The organism is Streptococcus sp. oral taxon 058 str. F0407 (assembly GCF_000235485.1).
Classification (GTDB): Bacteria; Bacillota; Bacilli; order Lactobacillales; family Streptococcaceae; genus Streptococcus.
Window position 1 is genome coordinate 108,248 of sequence record NZ_JH378887.1, and the last position, 14,720, is coordinate 122,967.

Genomic DNA, 14,720 nt, shown 5'->3' on the forward strand with positions numbered 1-14,720 from the left:
CAGAGTACACAGGTCCACTTGGTACAGCAGGAGATCAGCCAGCACCGACAGTTGAGAAACTAGAATTCACAGGTGGTGTCAATGCAGTTGAAGCCTTGGTACATGAGCTTCCAGAGTACACAGGTCCACTTGGTACAGTAGGAGATCAGCCAGCACCGACAGTTGAGCAACCAGAGTTTACAGGTGGTGTGAACGCGGTAGAAGCAGCAGTACATGAAGTACCAGAGTACACAGGTCCACTTGGTACAGCAGGAGACCAACCAGCACCGACAGTTGAAAAGCCAGAGTACAAGTTGAACTTAAGTCCACTTGCGGATACTAAGACTCCAGAAGTTAAACATGATGATCAGAAGGAGCTTCCGGCAACAGGTGAAAGCAAATCTGACACAGCTCTCTTCCTAGCAGGCGTAAGTCTAGCTCTATCTGCTATCTTTATCGCGAAAGGGAAAAAGGAATAGCTTCTGATTACCTTTGTTTTTGACACATTTTAGCATTGAGAGGAAGTGAAAAGACAGCTCCATAACCTCTATAATAGTTAGAGAAACTATCAAAAGAGTTATGGTGCTGTTGGGATAAACTATTGTGCTATAAAGAATAAAAAATCCTGAGAATTTTACTTCTCAGGATTTTACTTATTGTTGCGGTTGACTTGGTTGGTTTTGTTCAGCAGGTGCAGTTCCTGATTGTTGAGGAATCGTCTGCGTTTGACTTGTGCTTGGAGTAGTTGAACTTGACTGAGAAGTCGAACTCTCAGATGTTGAGCTAGAACTTTCAGATGTAGAGCTTTGTTGTGTAGATGATGAAGGGACCCACGTATTGCGTGCTCCATTCTTAAAGACAAATTCTCCGCTTCTGTAAAGGCCTTCAGGCATGGTCCAATCCCCTGGATGGTCATCTGTTGAGAGGTAGGTCATCATAGAACGGTAGACCTTAGCTGCAACGTAGAAGCCATCACCCACGATAGGAGTAAGTCGGTTAGAGTAACCGGTCCAGACGGCCATTGAATATTTACGAGTATAACCAACAAACATTTCGTCTGGAGCTACATAACCAGAGTTCTTGATGTATTTCTCGATTTCATCATCTGTATAGTTTGATGTTCCAGTCTTACCAGCTTGTGGTAGCCATGAAAGGTAGGCTCCACGTCCTGTTCCGTAGGTCAGAACTGTTTTCATCATCTCTGTCATCATGTAGGCAGTTGTTTCTTTCATAGCGCGTGTTCCTGAATCAGAAAACTCTTTTGAACTACCATCACTAAAGATGATTTTGTTGATGTACATTGGCTTATGGTAAATACCGCCATTGGCAAAGGCAGCATAGGCTGCGGCCATTTTTTCACTGCTTGCTCCATACTTTTTGTCAGATTCGGTTGTATTGCTTGAAATAGCATTAGCATAGTGTATGCTTGGATAGTCAATACCTAGTCCATTTAGAAACGTCTTGGCATGATCTAGCCCTACTTTCTCTAGCGTTTCTACAGCCGGTACATTCCGTGATTGCTGGAGAGCATACTGGAGTGTTATGTTTCCAAAGTAACTCTTATCCCAGTTATAGACAGGGGTAGAGGTTCCAGGGTAATTATAAGGGCTATCGTGAACAATTGAAGCAGTTGAGTCATAAACGCCATATTCCAAAGCAGGAGCATAGTCTGTAATAGGCTTCATGGTAGAACCCCAGTCACGGTTAGTTTCTACAGCCTGGTTTATTCCAAATGAAACATTACTTGATTGGTGGCGAGCACCTAATTGGGCAATGACTTTCCCGTTTGTGACATCGACGATAGTAGAGGCTACCTGTAACTCATCATCTGGATAGTTGACATACTCGTCCGTATTGTAAATATCCCAGAGACGTTGTTGAACCTTAGAATCAACGTTTGTATAGACTTCCATACCTGTAGTTAAAAGGTTGTAACCCGTTTCCTGTTCAACTTGATCAATCACCTCTTTGAGGTAATTATCCATGTATGGAGGATAACTATTAGCAGATTTTAGGCTTTGGAGTCCATCTGTAATCGGAGTATTAATCGCTTTTTCATATTGCTCAGCTGTAATGTAGCCTTGCCCCTTCATCTCAGAGAGGACGAGATTACGACGTTCTTGGGCCACTTCTGGATGAGAATAGGGATCATATTGATTTGGAGCCTGAGGCATTCCAGCTAGGAGAGCCAATTGAGGCAGACTTAAATCTTTGAGGTCTTTACCATAGTAGTTTTGGGCTGCCGTTTGCATCCCATAATTTCCGTTGGACATATAGACCTTGTTGATGTAGTAAGTTAGGATCTCTTGTTTAGTCGCTTTTTGTTCTAGCTGAACGGCTAGCCAAGCTTCCTGTGCCTTACGTGAAAGTGTCTGGTCAGATGTTGACGTTGAGAAATAGGTTAATTTAATCAACTGCTGTGTCAAGGTAGAACCACCTTGAAGACCACCCCCACCACGAAGGTTTCGTAAGGAAGCGCCTAGGATACGAATCGTATCTACTCCTCGATGACTGAAGAAACGATGATCTTCAATAGAGACAATTGCATTGACCAGCTCCGTAGGGATTTCATTAGCCTGTGCATTGACACGGCGCTCAGAACCCAGATCAGCGATAAGTTCATTTTTGCTGTCATAGATCTTACTAGACGTTGTAGCGACTAGTTTGCTTTCGGATAGGGCCGGAGCCTTGCTGACATAGTAGAGAAAGAGGCCTCCACCTAGCATAATAGCTGCGATAAATACAGTTAAGAGGCAGATACTGACATACTTAGCAATTCGCAGGAAAGTTTGTTTGTTCATCTTGTTTTACCACCTAGTAAATGTTCTTTGATAACTTCGAGATAGGGAATCTGTGGAAAGGCACCAGGCTCAATCCTATATCCATTTTCTCGAATATATCCAAGTGGCATTGACTTTTGTCCCATATCTTGATGATAGAAACGAATCAAATCAATGGCCGGCAATAAGTAGGTTTCTTGCTGAGAAGAAAAGTGAAGGAGGACAAAGCAGATTCCTTGCTGGGCAAGAACTTGTTCCATGTGTTGGATCTGATGGAGATGGAAATTCTTCATCGGAATCGCATGTTTTTGCCTAGTTTCCTTGGCTTCAAAGTCGATGTAGTATCCATCATAAACCCCCGAATAGTCAGTCGTTGAGGCCTGTCTAAAGTAGGCTTCAACAATCTTGGCACGACTTCTTTTGGGATAATCGACACGCACGATTTGGATGGGAGTTGGTTTCTTGTGAATAACAGCCAGTCCATGCGACAAATAGTAGTCGTTGGTAGCGTTGATCATCTTTTCAAAAGACATTCCCCGATTTGCGAAATTTTTAGTTTGTGAAGGGAATGTTTGCCTTTTTTGAGATGAAAGTTTATGTGGATAGTTGACCATAATTCTCCTTATTGGTACAATAACATCACTCTATTATATCATAATTTCACAAAGAAAGGGTTAAAAATGACAACAGCCTTGATTTTAGGCTATTCTGCCTTCGACCTTGGTCTCTTTAATGACAAGGATATTCGCATTGACATTATTAAACAAGCCATTCGTCGGGATCTAGAGAGCCTGGCAGAAGAAGGGGTGATCTGGCTTGTCTTCACAGGGACTCTGGGCTTTGAGTACTGGGTGCTGGAAGTGGCACAGGATATGAAGGCAGACTATGGCTTTCAGTTGGCGACCATTTTTGATTTTGAAACCCATGGTAGTAACTGGAATGAAGCTAATCAAATCAAACTCAGTGAATTTAAGCAGGTTGATTTTGTCAAATATGCTTATCCTCACTATGAACATAAGGGACAATTACGCGATTATCAGAAATTCCTCCTGGAAAATACAGATACTTGCTACCTTTTTTACGACGAAGAAAACGAGACTAGGTTACGATATTTTTACCAGATGATGAAAAATCAAGAAGGCTATGTTACGAAAAGATTAACATTTGAGGATCTGAACGAAATAGTGGAAAATTTTTCCGAAAAGTGAGGCTTTGACCTTGATTTTTGTTTGTCTTTTTTTATATAATAAGAATAGCAATCAAGAATGGAGAGAGAAATGGCAAGTATTATTTTTTCAGCAAAAGATATTTTTGAACAAGAGTTTGGACGTGAAGTTCGTGGATATAGTAAGGCGGAGGTAGACGAGTTCCTTGATGATGTGATCAAGGATTATGAGACTTACGCAGCTTTGGTCAAATCTCTTCGTCAGGAGATTGCTGATTTGAAGGAGGAGTTGTCTAACAAGCCACAGGCAAGTTCTACTCAACAAAGTCCTATCGAAGTAACAAGTTCTACTCCAATGACAAATTTTGATATTTTGAAACGATTGAATCGACTTGAAAAAGAAGTATTCGGTAAGCAAATCGTAGACAATTCTGAGTTATAATCAGGTGTCTGTTAGATGCAATTTTTGGATAATCGCGTGAGAAGCGAGGCTTCTCATGAGGAAAGTCCATGCTAGCACAGGCTGTGATGCCTGTAGTGTTTGTGCTAGGCGAATCCATAAGCCTAGGGACGAGAGATCGTTACGGCAGTCTAAATGGCTAAGTCTTCGGATAGGTCAGAGTAGGCTTGAAAGTGCCACAGTGACGGAGTCTTTCTGGAAACGGAGAGAGTGGAACGCGGTAAACCCCTCAAGCTAGCAACCCAAATTTTGGTCGGGGCATGGAGTGCACGGAAACGAACGTAGTACTCTGACTGCTGGTAGCTCCATGCTGTTAGCGGTAGACAGATGATTATCGAAGGAAGTGGTCCTAGTCACTTCTGGAACAAAACATGGCTTATAGAAAATTGCATATAGGTTGGGGCTGAGAACTTTTTCTCAACCTCATTTTTTAAAGTGTACAAAAGAAAGGTCTTACAAGACTATAAAATGAAAAAAGAATTTAATTTAATCGCAACTGCTGCAGCGGGTCTTGAGGCTGTGGTTGGACGAGAGGTGCGAGAGTTAGGCTATGATTGCCAGGTTGAAAACGGCCGTGTTCGTTTCCAAGGAGATGTGCGGGCAATCATTGAGACCAATCTTTGGCTTCGAGCAGCTGACCGCATCAAGATTGTAGTCGGGAGCTTTCCTGCTAAGACCTTTGAAGAACTCTTTCAAGGAGTTTTTGCTCTGGATTGGGAAAACTATCTCCCACTTGGGGCTCGTTTCCCTATTTCAAAGGCAAAATGTGTTAAGTCCAAACTTCACAATGAACCCAGTGTTCAGGCGATTTCCAAGAAGGCGGTTGTGAAGAAACTGCAAAAGCACTATGCCCGTCCAGAAGGGGTTCCCTTGATGGAAAATGGTCCTGAATTTAAGATTGAGGTAGCCATCCTGAAAGATGTGGCAACTGTCATGATTGACACGACAGGTTCTAGCCTCTTTAAGCGTGGTTATCGTACGGAAAAGGGTGGAGCGCCTATCAAGGAAAATATGGCAGCAGCCATTTTACAACTCTCTAACTGGTATCCAGACAAGCCTTTGATTGATCCGACTTGCGGTTCGGGGACTTTCTGTATTGAGGCGGCTATGATGGCTAAAAAGATGGCTCCTGGTCTTCGTCGTTCCTTTGCTTTTGAAGAATGGAACTGGGTTAGCGATCGGTTAATCCAAGAAGTGCGTACTGATGCTGCTAAGAAAATCAATCGTGAGGTTGAACTGGATATCATGGGCTGTGATATTGATGCTCGCATGGTGGAGATTGCTAAAGCCAATGCCCAAGCAGCAGGTGTGGCAGGTGATATCACCTTTAAGCAAATGCGGGTACAGGACTTGCGTTCAGACAAGATCAATGGCGTTATCATTTCCAATCCGCCATATGGGGAGCGTTTGTCCGATGATGCAGGAGTTACCAAGCTCTATGCTGAGATGGGACAGGTCTTTGCACCACTGAAAACCTGGAGTAAGTTTATCTTGACCAGTGACGAAGCTTTTGAAAGTAAGTACGGAAGTCCAGCTGATAAAAAACGAAAACTTTATAACGGGACCTTAAAAGTGGATTTGTATCAATACTTTGGTCAGCGTGTGAAACGCCAAGAGGTAAAGTAGAAAGGAAGACAGATGAGTAAAAAAAGGCATAATCGTCATAAAAAAGAGCATCAAGAATCCAAATTTGATTTTGACGAGGCGAAAGATTTGACAGTTGGTCAAGTCATCCGTAAAAATGAAGAAGTTGAAGCTGGAGTATTACCTGAGGACAATATCTTGGATAAATACATCAAACAACACCGCGAGGAAATCGAAGCCGACAAGTTTGAAACACGTCAATTTAAAAAAGAAGAACTGCAGGAAGCTCAGGCTCAAGAAGAATTGACACAGGAAGTCTCAGAGATCACTGAAGAGTCGGCGCCAATCATAGAGGAGTCCGAGACAGTTTCAGAAGAAACGGTGTCAGACTCGGCTGAAACTACAAGCTTGGACGTGATTTTGCCTCCTTTGGGAGAGGAAAATCAAGACTTGGAACCGCTTGTGTTGGAAAAGCAAGCGCCGACAGAGGTTGCTGATGAGAAAGAGGAGGAAGAGACAGCTCTACTTTCACGCTCAGCTCAGGCAGAACCAGAAACAACTTCTAATTCTAAAAAGAAGCGCGTGTTTGTTATCGGTTCGGCCTTAGCTGCAGTCCTTATCCTGGCAGGTAGTTACTATATCTATCGCCAAGTAGATCGCTCTAACCAAGCTATCCAGTCTTCTCAGTCGTCTTCTAACAATCAAGAAACACAAACAGCCCTACAAGAGTTTAATACCCTCTACGATGCTTTTTATACGGATGCTAATAAAACAGCCTTGAAAAATAGTCAGTTTGACAAGTTGAACCAACTCAAGGCTCAGCTAGATAAACTCGAAGGCAGTCGAGAGTATACCCTTGCAAAATCTAAGTATGATAGTTTAGAAACTCAAATCAAGGCTGTGCAAGAAGTGAATAATCAGTTTGAAACTCCAGCAATTACTGATGGTGTCTTGGATACCAATGCAAAAATCAAGGCAGACGCTAAATTTACAGAAATTAAAACAGGAAATACAGAGCTAGATAAACTGTTAGATAAGGCCATTAGCCTTGGTAAGAGTCAACAAACAAGCGCCTCTAGTTCAAGTTCAAGTAGCAGTAGCCAAGAAAGTTCAAGCACAACGACTGATAGCAGTACGAGCAGTTCGTCTGCTTCATCTAGTTCTGCATCAAGTTCTCCAACTGCCCCAGCTAGTAATGATGCAAATGGAGGCTTGTCTAGCGATGGTGTCAACCTTCAAAGAAGTGTCAGCCGTGTACCGTACAACCAATCAGCTGTAGACGATAGCAACAACCCTGCTTGGACTTTTGCTGATGGTGTTTTAGAACAAATCCTAGCAACATCACGTGCTCGCGGTTATATCACAGGCAATCAATATATCCTAGAACGGGTCAATATCGTAAACGGAAATGGTTATTACAACCTCTACAAACCAGATGGAACCTACCTCTTCACCCTCAACTGTAAGACTGGATACTTTGTCGGTAATGGAGCTGGTCACGCGGATGACTTGGACTACTAAGCAATCGTTACAAAATTCTTTCCTTTCATAGGTAAAAATGATAAAATAAAACATATTAAACAAGAGGAGTGTCACATGACAAAAGCTAACTTTGGTGTCGTAGGTATGGCCGTAATGGGTCGTAACCTTGCCCTAAATATTGAATCTCGTGGTTACACAGTTGCTATCTACAACCGTAGTAAAGAAAAAACAGAAGACGTGATTGCTTGCCATCCTGAAAAGAACTTTGTGCCAAGCTATGACGTGGAAAGCTTTGTAAACTCAATCGAAAAACCTCGTCGTATCATGCTCATGGTTCAAGCTGGACCTGGTACAGACGCAACTATTCAAGCCCTTCTTCCCCACCTTGACAAGGGTGATATCTTGATCGACGGAGGAAACACTTTCTACAAAGACACTATCCGTCGTAATGAAGAATTGGCAAACTCTGGCATCAACTTTATCGGTACAGGTGTTTCTGGTGGTGAAAAAGGTGCCCTTGAAGGTCCTTCTATCATGCCTGGTGGACAAAAAGAAGCCTACGAATTGGTAGCTGATGTTCTCGAAGAAATCTCAGCCAAAGCACCTGAAGATGGCAAGCCATGTGTGACTTACATCGGTCCTGATGGAGCTGGTCACTACGTGAAGATGGTCCACAACGGTATCGAGTACGGTGATATGCAATTGATCGCAGAAAGCTATGACCTCATGCAACACTTGCTAGGCCTTTCTGCAGAAGATATGGCAGAAATCTTTACTGAGTGGAACAAGGGTGAATTGGACAGCTACTTGATCCAAATCACAGCTGATATCTTGAGCCGTAAAGACGATGAAGGTCAAGACGGACCAATCGTAGACTACATCCTTGATGCTGCAGGTAACAAGGGAACTGGTAAATGGACTAGCCAATCATCTCTTGACCTTGGTGTACCATTGTCACTCATCACTGAGTCCGTATTTGCACGTTACATCTCTACTTACAAAGAAGAGCGTGTTCACGCTAGCAAGGTGCTTCCAAAACCAGCTGCCTTCAAATTTGAAGGAGACAAGGCTGAGTTGATCGAAAAGATCCGTCAAGCCCTTTACTTCTCAAAAATCATTTCTTACGCACAAGGTTTTGCCCAATTGCGTGTAGCCTCTAAAGAAAACAACTGGAACTTGCCATTTGCGGACATCGCATCTATCTGGCGTGATGGCTGTATCATTCGTTCACGTTTCTTGCAAAAGATTACAGATGCATATAACCGTGATTCAGACCTTGCCAACCTTCTTTTGGATGAGTACTTCTTGGATGTTACTGCTAAGTACCAACAAGCAGTGCGTGATATCGTAGCTCTTGCTGTTCAAGCTGGTGTACCAGTGCCAACCTTCTCAGCAGCTATTACTTACTTTGATAGCTACCGTTCAGCTGACCTTCCAGCTAACTTGATCCAAGCGCAACGTGACTACTTTGGTGCCCACACTTACCAACGTAAAGACAAAGAAGGAACATTCCACTACTCTTGGTATGACGAAAAATAAGTAGGTCTGCCATGGGGAAACGGATTTTATTACTTGAGAAAGAACGAAATCTCGCTCGTTTTCTCAGTCTGGAACTCCAAAAAGAGCAATACCGTGTTGATCTGGTCGAGGAGGGGCAAAAAGCCCTTTCCATGGCTCTCCAGACGGATTATGACTTGATTTTACTGAATGCTCGTCTGGGGGATATGACGGCCCAGGGTTTTGCAGAGAGGCTGAGTCGGACAAAACCAGCCTCAGTGATCATGGTCTTGGACCATCGCGAAGAATTGCAAGACCAGATTGAGACAATCCAGCACTTCGCCGTTTCTTACATCTATAAGCCAGTGATTATTGATCAGCTGGTGGCTCGTATTTCAGCGATTTTCCGAGGTCGGGACTTTATCGACCAACACTGTAGTCAGATGAAGGTCCCAACGTCTTACCGCAATTTGCGTATGGATGTAGAACATCATACCGTTTATCGTGGCGAGGAGATGATTGCTCTGACACGCCGTGAGTATGACCTTTTGGCCACTCTCATGGGAAGCAAGAAGGTCTTGACTCGTGAGCAGTTGTTGGAAAGTGTTTGGAAGTACGAAAGTGCGACAGAAACCAATATCGTGGATGTTTATATCCGTTATCTACGTAGCAAGCTTGATGTAGAAGGTCAAAAAAGCTACATTAAAACCGTGCGTGGTGTTGGTTACACCATGCAAGAATAGGAAAGCAGTTGCCGTTGTGTAACTGCTTTTTTTGAGGAATTTCTATATATTGACATGCAGTCAGGCCTTTGCTACAATTAATCGTGGAGGATACTAAAATGAAATTTTTGAAAAAAATGATGCAAGCTGGACTCGCAGTCTTTTTCTTTGGTTTGCTAGCGACAAGTACAGTATTGGCAGATACCACAGGTGGACAGTTTGTTGATAAGGATAATAGAAAATACTATATAAAAGATGACCATAAAGCAATCTATTGGCATAAAATAGACGGTAAAACCCACTATTTTGGTGATGGAGGAGAGATGGTTGTCGGTTGGCAATACATAGAAATTCCAGGAACAGGCTATCGAGATAATCTATTTGATAATCGTCCAGTTTTCGAAATTGGCCTTCAACAGAAGTGGTACTACTTTGGACAAGATGGGACTCTCCAAGAATTTGTTGGCTGGCAACAATTAGAGATTAAGGATTCATTAAATGTTGGCAAAAAACATGGTGAAGGATTTGAAGGCCCAGAAGTTCTTAAATTAGCAAACTATTACTTTGGCCAAGATCATTCTTTAAAAACAGGTTGGCTCTACGATCAATCTAACTGGTACTATCTAGCAAAAACAGGTCATTTAGGGAAAGACTACCTTGGTGGTGAGAGACGTGCGGGTTGGATAAACGATGATTCGACTTGGTACTACCTAGACCCAGAAACTGGCATTATGCAAACGGGTTGGAAACAACTTGGCAATAAGTGGTACTATCTCCGTTCATCAGGAGCCATGGCAACTGGTTGGTATCAGGAAGGCTCATCTTGGTACTATTTAGATGCTCAAAATGGTGATATGAAGACAGGTTGGGCTTATGTCGGTAACAAGTGGTACTATCTCCGTTCATCAGGAGCTATGGCAACTGGTTGGTATCAGGAAGGTTCGACGTGGTATTATCTAAACGCAAGTAATGGTGACATGAAGACAGGCTGGTTCCAGGTCGGAGGGAAATGGTACTATGCTTATAGTTCAGGTGCTTTAGCAGTGAATACGACTGTAGAAGGCTATTACGTCAATTATAATGGCGAATGGATCCAATAATGAAAGGGGCGATTGTGAAGGAAACAATCGCTTTTTTTGTGAAAATATAATAAAATAGATAGGAGGAAATACTACTGTATGAAAAGCAAGACGGTCTTTCCGTCTGGTTAAAGGAAAACATGATAAAAAAAGTTGGTGTCGGTCAGGCACATAGTAAGATAATTTTAATAGGGGAGCATGCGGTTGTTTACGGTTATCCTGCCATTTCCCTGCCTCTCTTAGAGGTGGAGGTGACTTGTAAGGTGGTCCCTGCTGAAAGTCCATGGCGCCTTTATGAGGAGGATACCTTGTCTATGGCAGTGTATGCCTCGCTTGAGCATCTAAATATCAAGGATGCTTGCATTCGTTGTCAGATTGACTCAGCTATTCCTGAAAAACGGGGGATGGGTTCGTCAGCAGCTATCAGCATAGCAGCCATTCGAGCTGTTTTTGACTACTATCAAGCCGACCTGCCTCATGATATATTAGAAATCTTGGTCAATCGGGCTGAGATGATTGCCCATATGAATCCGAGTGGTTTGGATGCCAAGACCTGTCTCAGTGACCAACCTATTCGCTTTATTAAAAACGTTGGATTTACAGAGATTAAGATGGACCTATCTGCCTATTTGGTCATTGCAGATACGGGCGTGTATGGTCACACTCGTGAAGCCATCCAAGTGGTTCAAAGCAAGGGGAAGGATGCTCTACCGTTTTTGCATGCCTTGGGAGAATTGACCCAGCAAGCAGAAGATGCGATTAGACGAAAAGATGCTGAAAAACTGGGACAAATCTTCAGTCAGGCGCATTTACATCTAAAAGAAATTGGTGTCAGTAGCCTTGAGGCAGATTCCCTCGTTGAAACAGCTATGAGCTACGGTGCTCTGGGAGCCAAGATGAGTGGTGGTGGTCTAGGAGGCTGTATTATCGCCTTGGTAGCTACTCTAGATCAAGCACAAGAATTAGCAAAACGATTAGAAGAGAAAGGAGCTGTTCAGACATGGATCGAAAGCCTGTAACAGTACGTTCCTACGCAAATATTGCCATTATCAAATACTGGGGAAAGAAAAAAGAAAAAGAGATGGTTCCTGCTACTAGCAGTATCTCTCTGACTTTGGAAAATATGTACACAGAGACGACCTTGTCGCCTCTACTGACGGATGCGACTGCTGATGCATTTTATATCAATGGTCAGCTCCAAAATGAGGCGGAGCATGCTAAGATGAGTAAGATTATCAACCGTTACCGTCCAGCAGGTGAGGGATTTGTCCGTATTGATACCCAAAATAATATGCCGACCGCAGCGGGTTTATCCTCAAGTTCCAGCGGTTTGTCCGCCTTGGTCAAGGCTTGCAATACCTATTTCCAGCTTGGTTTGGATCGGAGTCAGTTGGCGCAGGAAGCTAAGTTTGCCTCAGGTTCTTCCTCTCGTAGTTTTTATGGACCACTAGGTGCCTGGGATAAGGATAGTGGGGAAATTTACCCTGTAGAGACAGATTTGAAACTAGCTATGATTATGTTGGTGCTAGAAGACAAGAAAAAACCAATCTCTAGCCGTGATGGAATGAAACTCTGTGTGGAAACCTCGACGACCTTTGATGACTGGGTGCGCCAGTCTGAGAAAGACTATCAAGATATGCTGGTCTATCTCAAAGAGAATGACTTTGCCAAGGTTGGGGAATTAACGGAGAGAAATGCCCTTGCTATGCACGCTACTACCAAAACAGCATCACCAGCTTTTTCTTATCTGACCGATGCAAGCTATGAAGCCATGGACTTTGTTCGCCAGCTTCGTGAGCAAGGGGGAGCCTGCTACTTTACTATGGATGCTGGTCCCAATGTCAAAGTTCTTTGTCTAGAGAAAGACTTGGAACACCTCTCAGAACTCTTGGGCCAACGTTATCGCTTGATTGTGTCAAAAACAAAGGATTTGAGTCAAGATGATTGCTGTTAAAACTTGCGGAAAACTCTATTGGGCGGGTGAGTATGCTATTCTAGAGCCAGAGCAGTTAGCCTTAATAAAGGCCATTCCTATCTATATGAGTGGAGAGATTGCCTTTTCTGATAGCTACCGTATCTATTCTGATATGTTTGATTTCGCAGTGGATTTGACGCCAAATTCTTCCTACAGTTTGATTCAAGAAACAATTGCTTTGATGAATGCCTTTCTCGCTGATTGTGGTCAGACTTTGCGACCTTTTTCCCTAGAAATTCATGGCAAAATGGAACGAGAAGGGAAAAAGTTTGGTCTGGGCTCTAGTGGCAGCGTCGTTATTTTGGTTGTCAAGGCTCTGCTGGCTCTGTATCATCTTTCGGTTGATCAGGATCTCTTATTCAAGCTGGCTAGTGCGGTCTTACTCAAGCGAGGAGACAATGGTTCTATGGGAGACCTTGCCTGTATCGTGGCAGAGGATTTGGTTCTCTACCAGTCTTTTGATCGCCAGAAGGTAGCCGCTTGGTTTGAAGAAGAAAACTTAGCGACAGTTTTGGAGCGTGATTGGGACTTTTCTATCTCACAAGTGCAACCGGCCCTAGAATGTGATTTCCTAGTGGGATGGACTAAGGAAGTGGCTGTATCGAGTCAAATGGTCCAGCAAATCAAGCAAAACATAGACCAGAACTTTTTAGCTTCCTCAAAAGCAACAGTGGTTACTTTGGTAGAAGCCTTGGAGCAGGGGAATGTAGAAAAAATCATCGAGCAGGTGGAAACAGCCAGCCAGCTCTTAGAAGGCTTGAGTTTAGATATTTATACGCCTTCGCTCAGACAGCTAAAAGAAGCCAGCCAAGGTTTGCAAGCCGTTGCCAAAAGCAGTGGAGCTGGTGGTGGTGACTGTGGGATTGCCTTGAGTTTTGATGTGCAATCAACCGAAACCCTAAAAAATCGTTGGGCCGATCTGGGGATTGAGCTCTTATACCAAGAAAGGATAGGACATGACGACAAATCGTAAGGATGAGCATATCCGCTATGCCCTTGAGCAAAAAAGCTCCTATAATAGCTTTGATGAGGTTGAATTAATACACTCCTCGCTACCGCTCTATGACCTAGATGAAATTGATTTGTCTACAGAATTTGCTGGTCGAAAATGGGACTTTCCTTTTTATATCAATGCCATGACAGGCGGGAGCGAAAAAGGTAAAGAAATCAATCAAAAGCTGGCTCAGGTGGCAGAAGCCTGTGGGATTTTGTTTGTGACGGGATCTTATAGCGCAGCCCTAAAAAATCCTACAGATAATTCTTTTTCTGTCAAGTCTAGCCATCCAAATCTCCTCCTTGGAACCAATATTGGCTTGGACAAGCCTGTTGAACTTGGTTTGCAGACTGTGACGGAGATGAATCCTTTACTTTTACAAGTGCATGTCAATGTCATGCAGGAATTACTCATGCCTGAGGGAGAAAGGAAGTTCAGAAGCTGGTATTCGCATCTGGCAGACTATAGCAAGCAAATCCCTGTTCCTATAATTCTCAAGGAAGTGGGTTTTGGCATGGATGTCAAGACTATCGAGAGAGCCTATGAGCTAGGGGTTCGAACCGTTGACCTATCGGGTCGTGGTGGCACCAGCTTTGCCTATATTGAAAACCGCCGCAGTGGCCAGCGTGATTACCTCAATCAATGGGGTCAGTCCACCATGCAAGCCCTTCTTAATGCTCAAGACTGGAAAGATAAGGTTGAACTTTTGGTTAGCGGAGGGGTTCGAAATCCGCTGGATATGATTAAGTGCTTGGTCTTTGGTGCCAAGGCTGTGGGATTGTCTCGAACCGTTCTAGAGTTGATTGAAACCTACTCGGTCGAGGAAGTGACTAGCATCATCCAAGGTTGGAAAGCAGATTTACGCTTGATTATGTGTGCCCTTAACTGTGCCACCATAGCTGATCTGCAAAAAGTAGACTATATTCTATATGGAAAACTAAAAGAAGCGAATGATCAGATGAAAAAGGCGTAACTACCGCCTTTTTTCCATCCTCAGACCGAG

14 protein-coding genes and 1 other RNA gene are annotated in these 14,720 nt (G+C 43.4%); 13 read left to right on the plus strand and 2 right to left on the minus strand.

The window, feature by feature from the left end; all coding sequences use genetic code 11:
- The coding region (locus tag HMPREF9184_RS09895) for an SIALI-17 repeat-containing surface protein (protein WP_009444169.1) at positions 1-458 on the plus strand (458 nt) is incomplete at its 5' end.
- Positions 459-632: 174 nt separating this feature from the next.
- Here HMPREF9184_RS09895 and pbp1a read toward each other — a convergent pair.
- Together pbp1a and recU are read right to left on the minus strand one after the other, a co-directional pair.
- Positions 633-2,780, minus strand: a complete 2,148-nt coding sequence (pbp1a, locus tag HMPREF9184_RS02090) for a penicillin-binding protein PBP1A (protein ID WP_001041837.1) — start codon at positions 2,778-2,780, stop codon at positions 633-635.
- Positions 2,777-3,373: a Holliday junction resolvase RecU gene (gene recU, locus HMPREF9184_RS02095; protein ID WP_000248776.1), complete on the minus strand. Its 597-nt coding sequence runs from the start codon at positions 3,371-3,373 to the stop codon at positions 2,777-2,779. The genes pbp1a and recU overlap by 4 nt, the downstream gene beginning before the upstream one ends.
- A gap of 66 nt (positions 3,374-3,439) precedes the next feature.
- Here recU and HMPREF9184_RS02100 point away from each other — a divergent pair, with 66 nt between their 5' ends.
- The 12 genes from HMPREF9184_RS02100 to fni all read left to right on the plus strand — a co-directional run bounded on the left by HMPREF9184_RS02100 (position 3,440) and on the right by fni (position 14,690).
- Positions 3,440-3,967: a DUF1273 domain-containing protein gene (locus HMPREF9184_RS02100; RefSeq protein WP_000205311.1), complete on the plus strand. Its 528-nt coding sequence runs from the start codon at positions 3,440-3,442 to the stop codon at positions 3,965-3,967.
- A 69-nt stretch (positions 3,968-4,036) separates the two neighbouring features.
- Positions 4,037-4,366, plus strand: a complete 330-nt coding sequence (gpsB, locus tag HMPREF9184_RS02105) for a cell division regulator GpsB (protein ID WP_000146525.1) — start codon at positions 4,037-4,039, stop codon at positions 4,364-4,366.
- Between the two features lie 20 nt (positions 4,367-4,386).
- An RNA gene (rnpB, locus tag HMPREF9184_RS09400) (RNase P RNA component class B) lies at positions 4,387-4,768 on the plus strand.
- Positions 4,769-4,852: 84 nt separating this feature from the next.
- Positions 4,853-6,010: a THUMP domain-containing class I SAM-dependent RNA methyltransferase gene (locus HMPREF9184_RS02110; protein WP_000711370.1), complete on the plus strand. Its 1,158-nt coding sequence runs from the start codon at positions 4,853-4,855 to the stop codon at positions 6,008-6,010.
- Between the two features lie 12 nt (positions 6,011-6,022).
- Positions 6,023-7,489: a cell division site-positioning protein MapZ gene (gene mapZ / locus HMPREF9184_RS02115; protein WP_000039119.1), complete on the plus strand. Its 1,467-nt coding sequence runs from the start codon at positions 6,023-6,025 to the stop codon at positions 7,487-7,489.
- 75 nt (positions 7,490-7,564) lie between these two features.
- Positions 7,565-8,989 carry an NADP-dependent phosphogluconate dehydrogenase gene (gene gndA, locus HMPREF9184_RS02120; protein WP_000158791.1) on the plus strand — a complete coding sequence of 475 codons (1,425 nt, stop codon included), beginning with the start codon at positions 7,565-7,567 and terminating at the stop codon, positions 8,987-8,989.
- Between the two features lie 11 nt (positions 8,990-9,000).
- Positions 9,001-9,690 carry a response regulator transcription factor gene (locus HMPREF9184_RS02125; protein ID WP_000518038.1) on the plus strand — a complete coding sequence of 230 codons (690 nt, stop codon included), beginning with the start codon at positions 9,001-9,003 and terminating at the stop codon, positions 9,688-9,690.
- 98 nt (positions 9,691-9,788) lie between these two features.
- Complete coding sequence (locus tag HMPREF9184_RS02130; RefSeq protein ID WP_000670353.1) at positions 9,789-10,769, plus strand: N-acetylmuramoyl-L-alanine amidase family protein; 981 nt, start codon at positions 9,789-9,791, stop codon at positions 10,767-10,769.
- A gap of 119 nt (positions 10,770-10,888) precedes the next feature.
- Complete coding sequence (gene mvk / locus HMPREF9184_RS02135) at positions 10,889-11,767, plus strand: mevalonate kinase (RefSeq protein WP_000592865.1); 879 nt, start codon at positions 10,889-10,891, stop codon at positions 11,765-11,767.
- Positions 11,749-12,702: a diphosphomevalonate decarboxylase gene (mvaD, locus tag HMPREF9184_RS02140; protein WP_000375363.1), complete on the plus strand. Its 954-nt coding sequence runs from the start codon at positions 11,749-11,751 to the stop codon at positions 12,700-12,702. The genes mvk and mvaD overlap by 19 nt, the downstream gene beginning before the upstream one ends.
- Positions 12,689-13,696 carry a phosphomevalonate kinase gene (locus HMPREF9184_RS02145; RefSeq protein WP_000562384.1) on the plus strand — a complete coding sequence of 336 codons (1,008 nt, stop codon included), beginning with the start codon at positions 12,689-12,691 and terminating at the stop codon, positions 13,694-13,696. The genes mvaD and HMPREF9184_RS02145 overlap by 14 nt, the downstream gene beginning before the upstream one ends.
- The gene (gene fni, locus HMPREF9184_RS02150) at positions 13,680-14,690 is read left to right on the plus strand and encodes a type 2 isopentenyl-diphosphate Delta-isomerase (RefSeq protein ID WP_000210652.1); all 1,011 of its coding nucleotides are present in this window, start codon (positions 13,680-13,682) and stop codon (positions 14,688-14,690) included. Before HMPREF9184_RS02145 ends, fni begins: the two co-directional genes overlap by 17 nt.
- The last annotated feature ends 30 nt before the right edge of the window (positions 14,691-14,720 follow it).